Annotated in this window: 14 protein-coding genes, 2 pseudogenes and 1 riboswitch; of the genes and pseudogenes, 8 read left to right on the forward strand and 8 right to left on the reverse strand. The window is 40.7% G+C overall.

Annotated features, from left to right (window positions below; genetic code table 11):
* Positions 1–132: 132 nt before the first annotated feature.
* The gene (locus tag LQ216_RS07870; protein WP_230128611.1) at positions 133–1,140 is read right to left on the reverse strand and encodes a nuclease-related domain-containing protein; all 1,008 of its coding nucleotides are present in this window, start codon (positions 1,138–1,140) and stop codon (positions 133–135) included.
* Between the two features lie 206 nt (positions 1,141–1,346).
* Here LQ216_RS07870 and LQ216_RS07875 point away from each other — a divergent pair, with 206 nt between their 5' ends.
* The gene (locus tag LQ216_RS07875) at positions 1,347–1,532 is read left to right on the forward strand and encodes an SE1832 family protein (RefSeq protein WP_230128613.1); all 186 of its coding nucleotides are present in this window, start codon (positions 1,347–1,349) and stop codon (positions 1,530–1,532) included.
* Positions 1,533–1,611: 79 nt separating this feature from the next.
* On the opposite strand, the gene LQ216_RS07880 is transcribed toward LQ216_RS07875, so the two are convergent.
* Complete coding sequence (locus LQ216_RS07880) at positions 1,612–3,831, reverse strand: GGDEF and EAL domain-containing protein (protein ID WP_230128615.1); 2,220 nt, start codon at positions 3,829–3,831, stop codon at positions 1,612–1,614.
* Between the two features lie 368 nt (positions 3,832–4,199).
* Between LQ216_RS07880 and LQ216_RS07885 the strand changes: the two genes are divergently transcribed.
* Positions 4,200–5,342 (forward strand): CAP domain-containing protein, encoded by a 1,143-nt coding sequence (locus LQ216_RS07885; protein WP_230128617.1) that lies wholly within the window; start codon positions 4,200–4,202, stop codon positions 5,340–5,342.
* Positions 5,343–5,440: 98 nt separating this feature from the next.
* Here LQ216_RS07885 and LQ216_RS07890 read toward each other — a convergent pair whose 3' ends face one another.
* The 3 genes from LQ216_RS07890 to LQ216_RS07900 form a co-directional block, all read right to left on the reverse strand.
* A complete protein-coding gene (locus LQ216_RS07890) occupies positions 5,441–5,902 on the reverse strand; it encodes a hypothetical protein (RefSeq protein ID WP_230128618.1) in 462 nt (153 codons plus the stop codon).
* A 321-nt stretch (positions 5,903–6,223) separates the two neighbouring features.
* On the reverse strand, positions 6,224–7,498 hold the full coding sequence (locus tag LQ216_RS07895; protein ID WP_230128619.1) for an MFS transporter: 1,275 nt from the start codon (positions 7,496–7,498) through the stop codon (positions 6,224–6,226).
* A gap of 165 nt (positions 7,499–7,663) precedes the next feature.
* The gene (locus tag LQ216_RS07900) at positions 7,664–9,064 is read right to left on the reverse strand and encodes a M20/M25/M40 family metallo-hydrolase (protein WP_230128620.1); all 1,401 of its coding nucleotides are present in this window, start codon (positions 9,062–9,064) and stop codon (positions 7,664–7,666) included.
* A 222-nt stretch (positions 9,065–9,286) separates the two neighbouring features.
* A riboswitch (PreQ1 riboswitch) is annotated at positions 9,287–9,331 on the forward strand.
* Positions 9,332–9,338: 7 nt separating this feature from the next.
* Between LQ216_RS07900 and LQ216_RS07905 the strand changes: the two genes are divergently transcribed.
* Both LQ216_RS07905 and pepT read left to right on the forward strand, forming a co-directional pair.
* The gene (locus tag LQ216_RS07905; protein WP_230128621.1) at positions 9,339–9,821 is read left to right on the forward strand and encodes a QueT transporter family protein; all 483 of its coding nucleotides are present in this window, start codon (positions 9,339–9,341) and stop codon (positions 9,819–9,821) included.
* 109 nt (positions 9,822–9,930) lie between these two features.
* A complete protein-coding gene (pepT, locus tag LQ216_RS07910; RefSeq protein ID WP_230128622.1) occupies positions 9,931–11,163 on the forward strand; it encodes a peptidase T in 1,233 nt (410 codons plus the stop codon).
* A gap of 80 nt (positions 11,164–11,243) precedes the next feature.
* On the opposite strand, the gene LQ216_RS07915 is transcribed toward pepT, so the two are convergent.
* Both LQ216_RS07915 and LQ216_RS07920 read right to left on the reverse strand, forming a co-directional pair.
* Positions 11,244–12,704, reverse strand: a complete 1,461-nt coding sequence (locus LQ216_RS07915) for an aldehyde dehydrogenase family protein (protein ID WP_230128623.1) — start codon at positions 12,702–12,704, stop codon at positions 11,244–11,246.
* Between the two features lie 206 nt (positions 12,705–12,910).
* Positions 12,911–14,101 (reverse strand): MFS transporter, encoded by a 1,191-nt coding sequence (locus tag LQ216_RS07920; protein WP_230128624.1) that lies wholly within the window; start codon positions 14,099–14,101, stop codon positions 12,911–12,913.
* A gap of 180 nt (positions 14,102–14,281) precedes the next feature.
* Here LQ216_RS07920 and LQ216_RS07925 point away from each other — a divergent pair, with 180 nt between their 5' ends.
* Entirely contained in the window at positions 14,282–15,160 is an 879-nt protein-coding gene (locus LQ216_RS07925; protein WP_230128626.1) for a LysR family transcriptional regulator, read from the forward strand.
* Positions 15,161–15,269: 109 nt separating this feature from the next.
* Here LQ216_RS07925 and LQ216_RS07930 read toward each other — a convergent pair whose 3' ends face one another.
* Positions 15,270–16,112, reverse strand: a complete 843-nt coding sequence (locus LQ216_RS07930) for a methyl-accepting chemotaxis protein (RefSeq protein ID WP_230128627.1) — start codon at positions 16,110–16,112, stop codon at positions 15,270–15,272.
* 171 nt (positions 16,113–16,283) lie between these two features.
* On the opposite strand from LQ216_RS07930, the pseudogene LQ216_RS07935 reads away from it, so the two are divergent.
* From LQ216_RS07935 to LQ216_RS20495, 3 genes and pseudogenes are all read left to right on the forward strand, one after another.
* Positions 16,284–16,675, forward strand: a pseudogene (locus LQ216_RS07935) (hypothetical protein); the annotation flags it as partial.
* 88 nt (positions 16,676–16,763) lie between these two features.
* A pseudogene (locus LQ216_RS20490) lies at positions 16,764–16,883 on the forward strand (phospholipase); the annotation flags it as partial.
* 32 nt (positions 16,884–16,915) lie between these two features.
* Positions 16,916–17,083: a hypothetical protein gene (locus tag LQ216_RS20495; RefSeq protein WP_354958720.1), complete on the forward strand. Its 168-nt coding sequence runs from the start codon at positions 16,916–16,918 to the stop codon at positions 17,081–17,083.
* Positions 17,084–17,193 lie beyond the last annotated feature (110 nt).

The following is a 17,193-nucleotide window of genomic DNA, read 5'->3' on the forward strand; positions in this document are numbered from 1 at the left end:
TAGCTGGGATTTTGATTTAAGCGGAAAATCTCGTCATTTAAGCGAAAGTAGAGGTGATTTAAGCGAAAATGCCCACCATTTAAGTGAAAGTCAAGGGGATTTAAGCGAAAACAACCTCCATTTAAGCGAAAGTCAAACTCGGTGCAGTTTACCCACTATCTCCCCGCTATATAAATCCGCAGGCGGGTGGTAAAGCCGGTCTTTTGTCGTGCCCGAACTTGGAAAATTAGTTGAAGCTAACAATCTGGAGGCTACATCTCGCGAATCCAAACCTGCAAATTCACGAAACTCCTGGATACTAATCTTCGTATCAATCAACAAAAAATAGTCACGCAAGCCATGCACGTGGGTATCCTTTGAATAAATACCGCAACCAGGACAATACCATTGTCTTTTTTCACGATGCACCGGGATGGAAAAACAGGAAGGACAGTGGATGCCTTTACGAAGCTGATTCTTTGAAAGCAGATATCGATCCATGAAGAACTTTTTGGGAGGAGTATTCTTTTTAAGAAGGGTACGGCTGATTTTTTGAAGCTCTTTCTGAGAGAGGATTTCCTTTTGATAGATCGCTTCCAAATGTTGAACGCGGCGCATGAGGTGGGGAGCTTTGTAAACTTTTTCAAAGACTCTCCGATTACCGGGATTGGTTTTTAAAATACTATGTTTATTGCACATCACCACAGCATATTCAATAGGGACTTTCGGCAATCGATGCTGCTCAAAAAGTCGCCCCAACTGCAGTTCATGCAGCCTTACTTGACTGATCGGATCAGGAAAGCCTTCTTCGGTACCGTCTGGATTAGTTCGAATCAGCTGATGGAACACCTTGTCAAAAAATAAAGAGCCTGCAATATTCTTCGCTTCAATGATGAGAACAAAATGAGAGGAAAGAACGAGGGTATCGATTTGGAAGGTATATTCGCCCATCGGAAGGTTAAGATCGTGGAAAATCATATATTTCTTTTCATCCAGAAAACCTAAATAGTAATCCAAAGACTGTTCTCCCCAATAACCAGCCCACCTTCTATTTATTTCATCCTGCAATTCCTGCCGGTCCACATAGTGCTTTGGGTACCTCCTTAACAATGCTTCACCGACTTGGATCTTTAACGGGATCGTGCGTTCTTTAACAATCAAATGTATTCACTCCTTTAAATAGATTGTTTAGTATATTCTTTTAATCTTTCTCAATTCCTGCAAGTTCAATTCTAAATATTAAAGACAAGTTATTCCCCAGTCACTATATAGGTAAAAAAATACTATTATTCACTTTAAATATTTTTCTGGTACATAACCATTCATTTATGATATTAATTATTTATAAAGAAAACGAGGTGCAACCTATGACCAAATCCGAACTAGAATACAAAATCCAAGACATAAAAGCAGACTACATACGTTTGCAAAATGACCTGGAACGAATGGAATCCGTAGGCGGGAACATCTCTCCTCTGGAAAAACAGCTTAGCGCCATCGAGGTTGAACTGAAATCGCTTTATCAACAGCTGGATGAGATAAAGGAAAAGTGACCCATAAAAGAAGAGTTGCCGGCTGAGATTCACGGCAACTCTTCTTTTTAGGAAAGTATATATATTTTATGATTGCAATCTAGAAAAAAACACCACTCGAAAGTAGGTCTTCCATTTGTTGTTCCGATAAAGGCTTGCTGAAGTAATAGCCTTGGCCTATCTTGCATTCGTTGCGTTTTAGGAAGGCTACTTGTTCCGGGCTTTCGATGCCTTCTGCGATGACGGTGAATTGGAAGTTGTGGCCCATGTCGATGATGGTTTTGACCATGGCTCCCTGGCTGGAATGTTCGATAATGTCATCGACGAAGGATTTGTCGATTTTGATATTGTCGATCGGCAAATGTTTTAAATAGCTCAAAGAAGAATAGCCTTTTCCAAAATCGTCAATTGATATTTTTACGCCCAGGTTTTTCAATTCGTTCAGGATCTCTGTTGATCTTTCCATATCCTGCATAATGCTTTCCGTGATTTCAAGTTCAAGATAACGGGCGTCCATTCCTGTTTCATTCAGTACCTGCATGACCAAATCGACAAAATCATCCTCTTGGATTTGCCGGACGGAAATGTTAACAGCTATAGGAACTGATTTGAAGCCGAGCTTCTGCCAGGCTTTATTTTGCTTACAAGCCCTTTTTAACACCCATTTTCCTAGAGGAATGATGAGCCCTGTTTCTTCTGCCAGTGGAATAAACTCCGCTGGCGGAACTAACCCTCTCTCCGGATCAATCCAGCGGACTAATGCTTCCATGCCGGCAATTTCTCCAGTTTCCAAATCAACCTGAGGCTGATAATGAAGAATTAGCTGGTCCTGTTCCAGCGCTTTTCTTAATCCATTTTCCAGCTCCATCTTATGAGAGGACAAGCCCTTGAGCCCGGAATTATAAAATTGATAATTATTCTTGCCCCGGTCTTTTGCCAGATACATGGCAGTATCCGCATGCTGAATTAATGTTTCCTCATCTAATCCATCCCTAGGGTAAAGGCTGATACCAATACTTGGGGAGATAAAAAACTCTTGGGAATCGACTTCGAACGGGAAAGAAAATTCACCAAGGATTCGCTGTGCGACCTTGGCCACTTTTTCTTTATCCATATTTTCCAGTAAGATAATGAATTCATCCCCGCCTTGGCGTGAAACAATCCCGTCGTTAAGAAGAGCCTTCCCAAGCTTTTTGGCGACCTCTTTTAATATGCGGTCCCCTATCATATGTCCTTTTGTATCATTAATAATCTTAAACCGGTCCAAATCCAAAAACATTACAGCCAGCATTTGATTTTCCTGCAAGCTTAAAACATCACTCAAATGCATCTTGAACATATTCCGGTTAGGTAGGCCGGTTAAAGCGTCGTAAAAGGCCATATATTTGATTGTCGCCTCTGCTTTTTTTCGCTTGGAAATGTCCCTGCCGACAATTTGCCGTGCCACTCTGCCTTCATAGAATATCGGCATGACGGTCATTTCCATATCAAAATTCTTGCCATCAAGCCGTACCCCTTGAAATTCAAACCTCATTTTTCGTTCGAAGTTATCTTCAAAGGTTACATCACTTTTGTTAATTTGCTTCAGAATTGTATCAGGGATAATCTTTCCGATCGGCTCGCCCATCAGCTCATCTGAATTTGATGCTCCAAACAGCTTGAAGCCGGATTCATTGATATAATCAATTTCCCCTCTGCTGTAGACAGCTATGATGTCAGGCGACATTTCGACTAAAGTGCGATAGCGTTCTTCACTTTCTTTTCTGGCGGTTATTTCGAACAGCACACTGCTGAAATAGACCATTTCCCCATTTTCATCAATCGTTGGGATGCCCCGGTCCTGTATCCATCGGATGTCTCCATCAGGGCGGATGATCCGATATATGCTCGTGACGGCTTCCCCAAGCGCGATTTTCTTTTCCCTATCGGCCAAGATGTTTAGATCATCAGGATGGATGACTTTTTTCCAAAGCGCAAAATCCTGATAGAAATCTTCTACCGAACTTCCATATAGCTTCACAATTTCTGGAGTAATTAATAAAGTATCCGACTTTAAATCGTGAGACCATACCGCAATATCCAGTGTGTCAAAAATATTTTTCAGCCTCTGTTTGTTTTTTTGCAATTCTTTATTTGTCTTATCTATCGTTTCGAGCAGATAAAAAATAATAGAAAGGACTGCCAGAAAAATGACAATATCAAACACATAACCTATTATTTTCTTTGAAGAAAAGAAGGCTTCTGCTAACTCGTTCAGTATGTATACAAAAAAAACAAAACCTAAAATTATAATTATTTTTCTAGTATGTATGTTTCTCATGGCTTTGATACTCCTTAGTCACAAATGCTAGAAATCTTTGGGATTTTTTTATGTTCTATTTTTAACATATCAAAAAAAAAAGAACACCACAATGCATTTTGGGGATTTAGGCTCATCCTCTCGGTTACTGAGCATTTTTATTTGCTGAATTCTCGTTTACTCTTTATTATGTAATATAGTATACTTTCTTTCTAAAACTCACCGATTGAATAGATACCCCGCTTGGCAATCGATACAAAAAGTCTGTCCTTAACCGTTTATTTTCTTTTCGTTGAAAATGTCACCCTCCCTTTAATCATACACACGTCTTATAGGTTTTTATATGGCATCCATTTGGGTAGAATAGTGAGGAGAATGGAGGAGAAGAATTGAGGCGTTTATTTCTTATCATATCACTTTCGTTGGTTGTATTCGCTTCTTGGTCTTTTTTAGGAAAACCTGTAGATCAAACAGGCTTTCAAAGTGCAGTGGAAAAGCTAGAATCCGAATTTAAAGCGATCAATGACAACCCTGATTTCGCCGCTGCAATCGATACGATACACGGCGGATTTACCCAGTTGCTGGGACAGTTTGATAAAGCATTGGAACAGCTTCCGCAAGCGGAGCAAGAGTCGGAAGCCGAACAGATCGAAAAGCCCACTTTGACGCCACCTGTTGAAGATGTTTTCACCATTCATAATATCGGGCTCGGCGATTCAAAAGAGGCCGTTGAAAAGCAGCTTGGAGCGGCTAAGCGTTCATCTTATAATGAATATGGAATCAAGTGGGACACGTATCATACAAACTATCAAAACTTTATCATGGCAGCTTACGATAAAAACAATAAAGTTGCCGGCTTATACACGAACCAGGATTTAATCGCATCAACAAAAGGACTAAAGAGGGGCAGCCCTAAGGAATCTGTTCTCCAACAATTGGGTGAACCACTTACAAAAATCCGAAAAGGCATGGCCTACTATCAATTTGAAGCAAACAGGGATTACGAAATGTTTTTGATAGATGGCAGCTATGTCACTGTATTTTTTGATAAGCATCAAAACAATACGTTAACTTCGATTCAGGTTGTGAGCAAAGGCCTTGAACAAAACAAGAAGGATTTTTATACAAAGGGAAGCAAACAGTTTATGGAGGGCCTTGAATATCAATTATTCGACGTCACCAATGCGACAAGGGTCAATCATGACTTGCCCATCTTGACCTGGGATAACCATGTTAGAGGAACCGCCCGTGATCACAGTACCGATATGGCTGAAAATCAATACTTTAATCATACCAATCCGAAAGGGCAATCCCCGTTCGATCGAATGAAGGAAGATGACGTATTCTTCACGGTCGCAGGAGAAAATCTTGCATCCGGCCAGTTTAGCAGCATCTTCGCTCACGAAGGCTTGATGAACTCAATGGGACACCGGGAAAATATATTAAAGAAAGACTTTGAGCGACTAGGGGTCGGTGTTGCCTTTGACGATAAAGCGCGACCTTATTATACGGAAAACTTTTATTCAAAATAAGTCTGAACGTAAAGAAACTCGCCGATTGGCGAGTTTTCTTTTTATCCCGCTTGCGAAAGAATTTTTACCTTCTAACAGGAAATTAGTCCGGACATAACTCACAGGGTATATTCCCTGAATGAAAAGCAAAAAAGTTTCCGGGACATTCTCCCTCTTTGGCCGACGAGATTAAACCAGCATTGTCCAGTATAAAAAGGGTTGGAAAGTCTCTTTTCCACAATATATGGAATCCGGTCCATCCCTTCTTGATTTTCCACTTCATTTTTACAAGATAAAGCCAGAACGAAATACGATTTATCACTTTCCAATTCAAGGATTTGAAGATGGTACTTGCTTTTATGTCTTTTATTGAATTCCGCTAAAACCGTTTCTATACTTTTTTCTACGTCTATGTCGAATTTAGTTGCTTCACTCCACTTAGAAATCAGAGAATCATAAAGGGATAACGTCAGAATATAATAGGTGCCATAATCTTTCGGGTCAAATTCTTCTTTACTAACTTCTTGTTCCACAGGCAAAACAATATAATTCTTATAGTCAGCAAAAAAGTTTCCATTCACATTCAATACCTTCTTTCGTTAGTTTTAAAATAAAGCATATATCTTGTGAAACATTTAGGAGGCAACACTATGGAAATATATTGAGGAGAGGGTTAGGCTTAGGATGCTCTTCATGATACTTTCCACAACACCTTCTTAAAACCCTTTTAATTTCTGCATATGAAAGACAAGAGAATTTACAATCTTAATAGTAAATGTTCGATGAATCATGAACAATATTAAGTTTTACCTATTTAAATCGGACCTATTATAGTCCATTTGAAATATAATCAAAAAAACTGTGTTGGATCCGATCAGGATTCACACAGTTTTTGGCCCTGCTTATTTTACCACTTCTATTTTGGAGTCTACAGATACTTCTGCACTTTTCCTTATTCCTATTACAAACAAACTTCCCAGAAAACAGAACACACCTGCCATTAAAAAAGCCCATTGGTAGGTATTGAATATGGAAAAGATTAGCCCTCCTCCGTAGGCTGCGACTCCTGCTCCCGCCTGGTGGGCGGCGAAAATCCAGCCATAGACAATCCCGCTCTTCTCCACGCCAAATGTTTGTGTCGCCAACCCGATTGTAGGGGGAACCGTGGCAATCCAATCCAAGCCATAAAAAACCGCGAATACAACCAGAAAGAACATCGAGTTTTCCGATAAAGCAAACGGCAATAACAATAAGGACAGTCCTCTTAATGCATAATACCAGAACAATAACCACCTATTGTCATATCTGTCTGATAACCAGCCCGACAAGGTCGTGCCGATCAAATCAAAAATGCCCATAAAAGCAATCAATCCGGCTGCCGTAACCGCCGGTATGCCAAAACCTGCACAATAAGAGATAAAATGGGTACCAATTAAGCCGCTTGTTGACAACCCGCAAATAAAAAAGCTTCCCGCCAAAAGCCAAAATGTTTTTACGCTTACCGCCTCTTTAAGAATTCCAAACGCCAAGCGAACCGGGTTCTTTTTTTCAAGAACGGGTTCGATTGGGGCTTCCTCTTTTTGACCGTAACGCGCTAACCCAACCTCTTTCGGAGAGTTTTTCATAAAAATGAAGATCAATGGAATCATGACTGCACTTAGGAAAAAAATAAGCCCCATTGCCCATTTCCAGGAAAACCTCTCGACAATCGAGGCTAAAACAGGGAGCAATATGAGCTGTCCTGTAGCCGTACTGGCCGTTAGAATTCCCAATACCAGCCCTCTGCGTTTTTCAAACCAATGATTCGCTACATACGTGCTAAGCACAGTCAAAAACACGCTCGAACCTATGCCAAAAATGAATCCCCATATGAGGATAAGCTGCCAGGAGTACTCCATGAAAAAGGTAAGCCCAATGCCAACCATTAATACCGACATGGCCAACACCATGATTTTCTTAACCCCAACGTTTTCCAGCAACGCCGCCACAAATGGACCCGAGAAACCATAGATTACGAGACTGATTGCGAACGACAAGGAAATAAACGCGCGGTCCCATCCGAATTCCTCTTCAAATGGGACAAGAAACACGCCTGAAGAGGAACGGATAATCCCGGCGACAATAATCGAAAAAAAAGTTACCACCAAGATAATCCAACTGTAATGAACTTTTTTCACTGACTGCTTCCACCCTTTAGCATGATTTTCCTTTCATTATAAACTTAACAACATCCCAATGGTATTTATCTTTTGACTGAAAATATAATTTATTATTGTAAATAAAAAAGGGTCGGAACTCCCCCGCTTTCACGCGGAGAGAACCGGCCCTCTAAATGGGTAATCCTATTTTATATCCTGTTCATGATATAAATGTGGTGTTTTGTGTTTCTTGCCGTGTTTGACTTTTGGCCACTGAACGTCGATTCGGGCACGGTCATAAATGGCAGCGCCGACAATCTCAGCGACGTCTTGCAGCTTTTCTTTACTTATCTTGTCAAGTGAGTCATCCGGAGTATGATACCATGGCTCAGACGGATTATGAATGAATAAGGCTGCCGGGATTCCAGCTTCAGCAAATGGAACATGGTCACTTCGTCCGCCTTGCGCATATGGGGTCGGTGCTCCGTTTAGTCTTGTACTTGAAGCCTGAGCAAGTTCAGTGACAAGGTTAGGTTGTCCATCATTTGTCATCAAGATCAGGTCGCCAGCATCTTTGCTTCCTACCATATCGAGGTTAAAGTTGGCGATAATCCGGCTCTTTTCATCTTCAGAAAGGTTCTCCACATAATGACTTGAACCAACGAGACCCACTTCTTCTGCACCAAATGTAATGAAGCGGATTTCTGTATCTGTCGGTAATTTTTTAAGGACTCGTGAAAGCTCCAAAGTCATTGCTGTTCCTGAAGCATCATCATTTGCTCCTGGTGCGCCTGCAACCGAGTCATGGTGGGCACCGAGGACGATGATGTCATTATTTGCTTTCTTTTTAGAAGTTGGCTTCTTTGTCGCGATGACATTATGGGACGTATTTTCCCCAGTTACGGCACCTTCAACCTTAAGGTGGGCTGTGACTGGAGCATTGGCACTTATTTTCGCCGCCAGGGCTTCCCCCTCAGCCTTCGTTAAACCAACGACAGGCACATACTTATCGTTAGCCTCGCCAAGTGTGCCATTTAGATCCCCATCAGCATTGTTATAAATGACAACACCGGACGCACCTTTTTCCGCCGCATTCAGGACCTTCTCCCCAAAAGTGATTTCTCCGCGCTGGATCAGGGCGATTTTTCCGGTTAGATCCACTGTTTGAAGCTCTTCCCTTTTACCTTTTCCGGCAAGGACCAGTTCACCGCTGACATCCCCATTTACCGTAAACGTGAACGGTTTGGGTGCAAGAGTTCCATCGTAGTCGGCAACCGACAGTTCAATATTTGTAGGAGGGGTGTATCCAATGTATTTGAATTCCTGGATCTCGGTTTTAAATCCATAGGATTCAAATTTTTTCTTAATATATTGGACAGCCTTGTATTCGGATTCCGTACCGGCAACCCTCGGTGTTTTTGATAAATCAGCAATTGTATTATAGATATTATTTACATTGATCATTTTCGTGACTAAATGGTCACTCACTTTGACCGGAAGTTTGTGTGATGCTGATTCAGCAGGCTTTGCTAATGCTGCGGGTGCACCAACAGCTCCCAATAATAAGGCACTGGCCAAAGCTACTGGAATAATGCGTTTTTTCATAGAATTCCTCCTTGTGGTTTCATAGATACATAGTAAATTTACAATATTTAGAATTTTTGCACTAGGGAGTATCTGCCCATTATAGACTAGTTAATATATTCTATTTCTACTAGATATCTCGATTTATAGGATTTGATGCCCAGGATAATAGGATGGTTTTTCAGTAATTGATGTTTGACTTAAATAGCATCTATGCTATAAAATTGTCCTTCGAGTGTTAGCTCGAGCGTGGTTCGAAACCATCCCACGAAAAAAAACTAGGGAGAGAAACTAGATGAATATTAAAACCATTGTAGCCAACGGAATTTTGGCTGCCTTGTATATTGCCATTACGGCAACAATTGCCCCTTTTGCATTCGGTCCAGTGCAATTCCGTATTCCGGAAATGTTCAATCATCTGATCGTATTCAATAAAAAATATATGTATGGAATCATACTCGGTGTCTTTTTAAGCAATTTATTCTTTTCGCCCATGCCCTTAGATATTTTATTCGGCACAGCACAATCTTTGATTGCTCTTTTGATAACCATTGGGGCGATGCGCTACGTAAAGAACATCTGGGCTAGAATGATGATTAATACCGTTGTTTTCACATTCACGATGTTCATTATTGCCTGGGAACTCAACATCGTAATGGGCTGGCCATTCCTATTCACATGGCTAACAACAGCCGCCGGCGAATTCGCCGTCTTGCTAGTCGGAGCCCCGATTATCTATGCCATCCATAAACGTGTCAATTTCGAAAAATTGGTATAGCCCTTAAGGCACCATCTATATTTTTTTAATGGCCATGCACTGTTAAGTGTATGGCCATTCCTTTTAGTGATAATATGAAAGAATAATCATTGAGGGAGTTGAAAATAAGTTGAGAAATGAAATCATTGACAGATTTATTGCCTATGTAAAAGTGGACACGCAATCCAACGAAAATAATGACACATGTCCTACCACGCCCGGTCAGCTGACGTTAGCGAATATGCTGGTCGACGAGTTAAAGGCAATCGGCATGAGTGAGGTAACGATCGATGCAAATGGATATGTCATGGCCTCCCTTCCTTCGAACACGGAAAAAGAGGTACCGACGATTGGCTTTTTGGCCCATGTGGATACAGCGACTGATTTTACCGGCGCCAACGTCAACCCGCAAATCGTGGAAAATTTTGATGGGAACGACATTACATTAAATGAATCTTTACAAATCATCCTATCAACAAAGGACTTCCCGGAATTGCCCCATTATAAAGGCCACACCTTAATAACAACAGACGGCACAACTCTTCTCGGGGCAGACAATAAAGCCGGCATTGCCGAGATCATGACCGCGATGGATTATCTGATTAACCATCCCGAAATCAAGCATGGAAAAATTCGGGTTGCTTTTACACCTGACGAAGAGATTGGAAGAGGGCCTCATAAATTCGATGTTGCCAAATTCAATGCTAAGTTCGCCTATACTGTCGATGGCGGTCCGCTCGGCGAATTAGAGTATGAAAGCTTTAACGCAGCGGCTGCAAAAGTCACAATTAAAGGTACCAATGTCCATCCCGGATCTGCCAAAGGGAAGATGGTGAATTCCGCGAAAATTGCAATGGAATTGAACGCAAAACTGCCTGCCCGAGAAGCGCCGGAATTAACAGAAGGATATGAAGGCTTTTACCATCTTCTTTCGATAAACGGTGATGTTGAACAAACGAAGCTTCATTATATTATCAGGGATTTTGACAAAGCTGGGTTCCAGTCCAGAAAAGCAAATTTCGAAAAAATCGTGAATGAGCTAAAAGATATTTACGGTGAAGAACGAATCCTCTTTGACCTGAAAGATCAATATTACAACATGGGAGAAAAAATCGAACCAGTAAAAGAAATTGTTGATATTGCGTATGAGGCAATGAAGAACTTGGACATTGAGCCTGTTATCAAACCGATAAGGGGCGGAACGGACGGCTCGCAGTTATCCTACATGGGACTGCCGACACCGAATATCTTCACAGGCGGAGAAAATTATCACGGCAAATTCGAGTATATTTCCGTCGACAACATGGTTAAAGCGACCATGGTTGTAATTGAGATTGCAAAGTTATATGAGCAAAAAAATTAAACGAACTATGATTTGAAATTTTTAAAGACAAAGGCCCTTTCACACGTTGAAAGGGCCTTTGTTAATTTATTCTATTCAGCTTAAAATGGGAACTGGCGATATTTTGTCTGAAGAGAAATCCACTTTGTCACTGTGAATTCTTCCACAATCCATGGATTACCAAAACGTCCCATGCCACTCGCCTTATTGCCTCCGAAAGCAACGTTCGGTGCATCATTGACTGTTTGATCATTAATGTGAGTCATACCGCTATCGATTTGAAGCCCTAAACGTTCTCCTTTTTCAATATCGGTAGTGAATATTGCTGAGCTTAAGCCATATTCAGTATCATTGGCAATAGCAATTGCGTCTTCATCAGTTTCCGCCTTAATCACTGATACGATTGGAGAAAACATCTCAGTTTGAGCAATAGCATCCGTGTTTTTAACATCACGGAAGATCGTTGGCGTTAACACATTGCCCACGCGTTTTCCTTCCAATGCTAAGACATTTCCTGCTTGTTTAGCATCTTCAATGAATTGAACAGCCTTTTCTAATTGGCGCTCATTAACTAGCGGTCCTACGACTGTCTTAGGATCCAACTGGTTTCCGTAAGGAAGAGCTTTTGCGCGTTCAACGAATTTAGTTAAAAACTCTTCGTAGATGTCTTTATGGACAATGATTCGGTTGATACACATACAAATTTGCCCCTGGTGAATAAACTTACCAAAAATGGCAGCATCGACTGCACGATCAATATCGGCATCCTCCAGCACGATGAATGGATTATTTCCTCCAAGCTCAAGGGCTACCCGTTTTAAATTCCTGCCTGCGATTTCACCAATATGCCTTCCGACTGGTGTAGAGCCGGTAAAGCTGATTAGTTTTGGAATCGGATTTGTCAGCATATCATCTCCGATTTCAGTCAGATCAGTCTGAATCACATTCAATACGCCTTTAGGCAATCCCGCATATTCAAATGCTGCTGCAATAATATTACCGCCAGTAAACGCAACCTGGATATCAGGTTTATGTACAACAGCATTACCCAACGCAATCGCTGGTGCAATTGTTCTCATGGACAAGTTCATTGGGAAGTTAAAAGGTGAAATAGAAGAAATAACTCCCAAAGGCAGACGGTGAATATGGTTAACCTTTCCTTCCATTGCAGAAGGTACTTCACGAACCTGATAAATTTCGTTAGTGATTGTAGCTGCCTCTTCAAGAATCTCTAATGTTAAATGCAGCTCAACACCAGCTTTGACAAGAGTACCGCCTGTTTCTTGTGCGATGATCTGAACGATCTCATCCTTATTGTTTTGAAGAAATTCCATCGCTTTAAGGATGACTTCACTTCTTTCTTCAGGAGTTGTTTTGGCCCACTCCTTTTGAGCTTCTTTAGCATATTCAAACGTCTCTGCAAGCTGTCCGGCAGTAGCAATGCTAATATCTGAAAAAATAGAGTTGTCGAAAGGATTTAAAATATCATACCTGCGTTCACTTAATCCTTCTGTCCATTCCCCGTTTATGAAACTTTTATTTAAATTCTTGAATTTCTCCATTGTAAAAAACCCCTTTTGTTTATGAAATAAATTAAAATTTGAATACTTATCATCAGGATTATAGTCCTGAAATATCTCGAAGTCAAAGTAATAGCTCAAAAAAAGAGGGAAACGGCTTAGTAAGTTTGAATCTCTATTACTTTTATCCATTAAAAATCCCTCTTTAAGGAATAGCCCCCTCCATACAAAAAGGTTTTTCCCATACATTACCTTCTTTGAATGGCTCCTTTGCTAATGGCTCCTGAATTTCGGCCATGAAGCAGATAATAGACGAAGAGCCCGAGTACTACAAGAAAGGAACTATAAAAATATAACGAGCCGTGATCGATTTTTGAAGTTGCCAGGCCAAACATAAATGAACCAATGCCAAATCCAAAATCAAATATAGACAGGAAAGTAGCTGTTGCCAAAGCTCTCCTTTCTGTTGGTGCTACCTGAATAGCAATGGTCTGAAGACTTGGAAAAACAGTTCCCCAGCCAATTCCGATAAAAGCGGCCGCTAAAAGGAACATCGCAGCGGATGATGCCAAACTCAAAAGTAAGGTTCCGATTGCAAAACATATAATGGCAGGATAAATAATGACGTTTGCCCCATATTTGTCAAACCATTTCCCTGTAAATGGTCTGGAAATTAGTAGGACAACAGCATAAACCACAAAGAAATAGCTTGAAGCTTCCACTAACCCTATTTCACGGGCATATACCGAAACAAAAGAAATGATTGCCGAATAAGCCAATCCGAAAAACGCCGAAACCAACGAAACAGGGATAGCCGTTTTTTCAAAGATCCCCTTATGCTGTACTTTTACTCCGTCGGTTGCAACTGCTTTATCTTTAGGCAGCCGGATGAATAAGCCTGCAATCAATGCCGTGAGTGAGCTAAGCACATTTATGGTAAACATCGTATTTGTCCCAGCCATCTGCATGACTGTTAATCCCAAAAATGGACCGATAACCATACCTAGGTTTTGGGCTAATCCATAGTACCCCATTCCTTCACCTTTTCGGGAATCAGGAATAAGATCCGCAACAATCGCCCCTGCTGCAGTTGTTGCCATTCCAAACCCTATACCATGGCAGAAACGCAGAGCAATCAGGGCCGTTACCGAGTGGGGAAAGAAGTATAAAGTTGATGCTAAAGAAAGAATGAGTAATGAAGTCATTAACACTGGATACTTTCCTACCCTTGAAATCCATTTCCCGGCAAAAGGGCGTATGATTATAGCAGAAATCAAGAATGATGTTGTGATAAGTCCAGCCATCATCTCATTTCCATGCAATTCTTCTAAGGCATACAACGGCAAGGTAACTAATAAATAATAAAAGGTTGCAAACACAAAAAAATTAGCAATTGCAATGCTGATAAAGTTCTTTGTCCACAATTTTTGTCCGCTCAATATTTTCCCTCCCTCTATTTTGAAAAAGCGTCTTCAACGTTCAGTTACTGTGAGAGGTCATTCATATATAATTTGTGAAAAAGACCTATATCAGTGGTATAATAACACAACTATAATTATATCAATAATATCTTTATTGTTACTTTTATATATCTATTTCATATATATTGAGGTGTAAATATGGATCTGAGACAACTGCGTTATTTTCTTTCCATAGCAGAGGAGGGGCAAATATCCCGTGCTGCAAAAAAACTGCATATGGCACAGCCCCCGCTAAGCCAGCAGCTTCAGCAGATGGAAGAAGAACTAGGAGTCACGTTAGTAGAACGTAAGAGGAATGGAAAGAAGATGGAACTCACAGAAGCAGGAAAGATACTTTATGAAAAAGCTCAAAGTATCCTGCATTCATTTGAAGAATCTATACTCGAAGTAAAAGAGACTGGTGAGGGCATGAAAGGTACATTGTCCATAGGTGTCGTTCTTTCCTGCGTTTCTTACCTTCCTGCTAAAATTGAAAGGTTTAATCAAAAGTATCCAAACGTTTCATTCAAACTTTTGGGAGGAGACCCTTACGAAATAAATAGGTATCTGGAAAAGCGAGAGATCGAACTTGCCATCGTTCATCCTCCGTTAGCAATGAACGGTCTGTTAACGAAGGAATTGGGGCAGGAACCATATGTTTTTGTCTTTCCGAAAAAATGGTCTTCCTTAGGCTCTAAAAAAAGCATTAATATGAAGGAAATTGAAAATATCCCCCTGCTTTTAATACATAGGACAAAGGGTGAGGGGATTTATGACGAAATAAAAGCTGAATGTAATCGGGTTGGAATTCACCCGAACATTCTTTGCGAATGCCCTGACGTAAATATACTTCTTTCACTAGTATCTTCTGGCATTGGTGCAAGTATCGTACCCAAAACATCGATTCCTCCGTTTTTGAATGAAGGGATTAAAGTTTTAAATATCAATGATACCTCGCTTCAATCTGAAACAGTATTAGCTTGGAATCAGGATCGATATCTCTCTAGAGCAGCGAAAAGATTTATTGATCTATTCTAATGGATGCTTTTTGATGAATTTTAAAAAGAGGGTAACCCGATTCATAATTAATGAAAAATCAAAAAGATGGTTCTCTATAAGAGATACCATCTTTTTTTGTCTTTCATTATTACCCTTTTAAGCTTTTTTCCGCAATGTCGGCAAGTTCTTTGGCATTAGCGCTGATTTCCACCATGGTAGCAGACAGCTCTTCACTAACCGCAGATTGATTTTCTGTCTCACTATTAATAGTCGAGATTGAGGAATTTAATCTATTGATCAGTTGATCAATTCTCGAGACGGAATCACTGATACCTTCTGTGTGTTTTTTTGAATCGCCGGCCAATTTTCTAATTTCATTTGCTACAACAGAAAATCCTTTACCGAATTCTCCAGCTCTTGCAGCTTCAATGGAAGCGTTCAATCCTAAAATGTTCGTCTTATCAGAAATTCCCCTTACCATGTTTGCTACTTTTTCTATATCGCTCACACTTTCAAGAACATTCTTAGATTGTTCAGAGATCGTATTCATACTTTCGGAAAGGATAGATGTCGAAGCTGCAAGTTCCTGAATAGTTGCTGAAACCTGTTCTACAGCTTCTGATAGTTTAGAGGCAACGCCAAATAATGTATTATACTGTTCCAAACTGGCTCCCAGTCCGACTCCACCAATTACATTGCCATTCTCATCACAAAGAGGGATGGCACTGGCGATGATCGGAAATCCAAACACTTCTGCGGGCACGTATTCCCTTACTGTCCTTTTCTGAACGATTGCGTTCGTAATCGCATCATTTGGATGGAGAGCTGTACCAGGTTTAATACCCAGGGAGAAAGTCTTGCCGGGAACACTTAACAAAAACTTTTCTGTATCACAAATACCGATCGTAATATCCTCTGGAACCAGTTCATTTAGTAACGGAGCAATGTTAACGAAAGCTTCTAACATAGGATGGCTAGTCGTTGAATTCATAATAATTCTTCCTTTCAAATTATCCATTCCAAAGGATGTAATCTTTATTTCACCTTGGAAATCCCTTCTATTAATATCGCCTACTTTGTGAATACTTTAACAAAATAATTTAGTTTAACAGCTTTTTTGTGTCTAAATTGTGAAAAATTATTGGACCGCTATCATCCTCATCGGGCTGATTTACTTGAGGATGCCTGCCAAAAAAAGAAGCCGGTCCTGCTATACGTCAACCCATCCTTCCATAACCCGACCGGCACATTAATGAGTGAACAGAGACGGCGGGAGCTCGTAGAATTGGCGAGATATTATCTTGTTTAAATGGGACAGTTACGTTTCAAGTGCCAGATGGCGGCTTCAACCTATGGTGTTCCCTACCAAATTCAATCGATCCACACGCACTGCTCAACAAGGCAAAAGAAGCGGAGGTATCCTTTCTGCCTGGCTCAGCTTGTTTTGCCACGGAACCTAAGCAGCAATATATACGCATCAGTTACTCCCTGCTGAGTGACCATGATTTAAAAATTGGGCTGCAAAAGCTTTGTAAAGTGATAACCGATTATTAAAAAAGATGGTACTTTGTCCTATCCATTTCCCTGCTCTCTCTCATAAACTATGAATAATACAATTTTCAAGGATGTGTTGTTTATGTTTATGAGAAAAAGAGAGGAAAGACGTCAGGGACGTTGTATCTTTCCCGGCTATAAATGGTGTGGTCCTGCTTGCAGCGGTCCCGGCGCTCCGGTCAACGATGTCGATAACTGCTGCCGAAGACATGATCTCTGCTTAGAGAGGGGAATTTCGCCATGCAAATGCGATACGGAATTTCTCGATTGCCTGCGCCCCAAAATCAATCGCCATACCCAAAAGGGCAAGAACGCCGCACTTATGTACCGTTTTATGAAAATGCGAAAATCGCACAAATGTGGACAAGAACAAAGAAAAAGGAAGAGGATATAATTCCTCTGTATTAACAGAGTTGAACTCCCCTCACTTACTTTACTAATATAAATCTTCCACCATTATCACCTAAACTTTTCCATCTCTATACCGATATTTCTAACAAGAAACTACAAGTTGAAAG

Source organism: Bacillus sp. CECT 9360, assembly GCF_918741275.1.
Classification (GTDB): Bacteria; Bacillota; Bacilli; order Bacillales; family DSM-1321; genus Peribacillus.

What these genes read in the sequence shown, in the direction of transcription:
- LQ216_RS07875 (WP_230128613.1), top strand. Translation starts at nt 1,347, where the DNA reads ATGACCAAATCCGAACTAGAATACAAAATCCAAGACATAAAAGCAGAC.
- LQ216_RS07880 (WP_230128615.1), bottom strand. Translation starts at nt 3,831, where the DNA reads ATGAGAAACATACATACTAGAAAAATAATTATAATTTTAGGTTTTGTT.
- LQ216_RS07900 (WP_230128620.1), bottom strand. Translation starts at nt 9,064, where the DNA reads ATGAAAAAACGCATTATTCCAGTAGCTTTGGCCAGTGCCTTATTATTG.
- LQ216_RS07905 (WP_230128621.1), top strand. Translation starts at nt 9,339, where the DNA reads ATGAATATTAAAACCATTGTAGCCAACGGAATTTTGGCTGCCTTGTAT.
- LQ216_RS07915 (WP_230128623.1), bottom strand. Translation starts at nt 12,704, where the DNA reads ATGGAGAAATTCAAGAATTTAAATAAAAGTTTCATAAACGGGGAATGG.
- LQ216_RS07925 (WP_230128626.1), top strand. Translation starts at nt 14,282, where the DNA reads ATGGATCTGAGACAACTGCGTTATTTTCTTTCCATAGCAGAGGAGGGG.
- LQ216_RS07930 (WP_230128627.1), bottom strand. Translation starts at nt 16,112, where the DNA reads ATGAATTCAACGACTAGCCATCCTATGTTAGAAGCTTTCGTTAACATT.
- LQ216_RS20495 (WP_354958720.1), top strand. Translation starts at nt 16,916, where the DNA reads ATGCAAATGCGATACGGAATTTCTCGATTGCCTGCGCCCCAAAATCAA.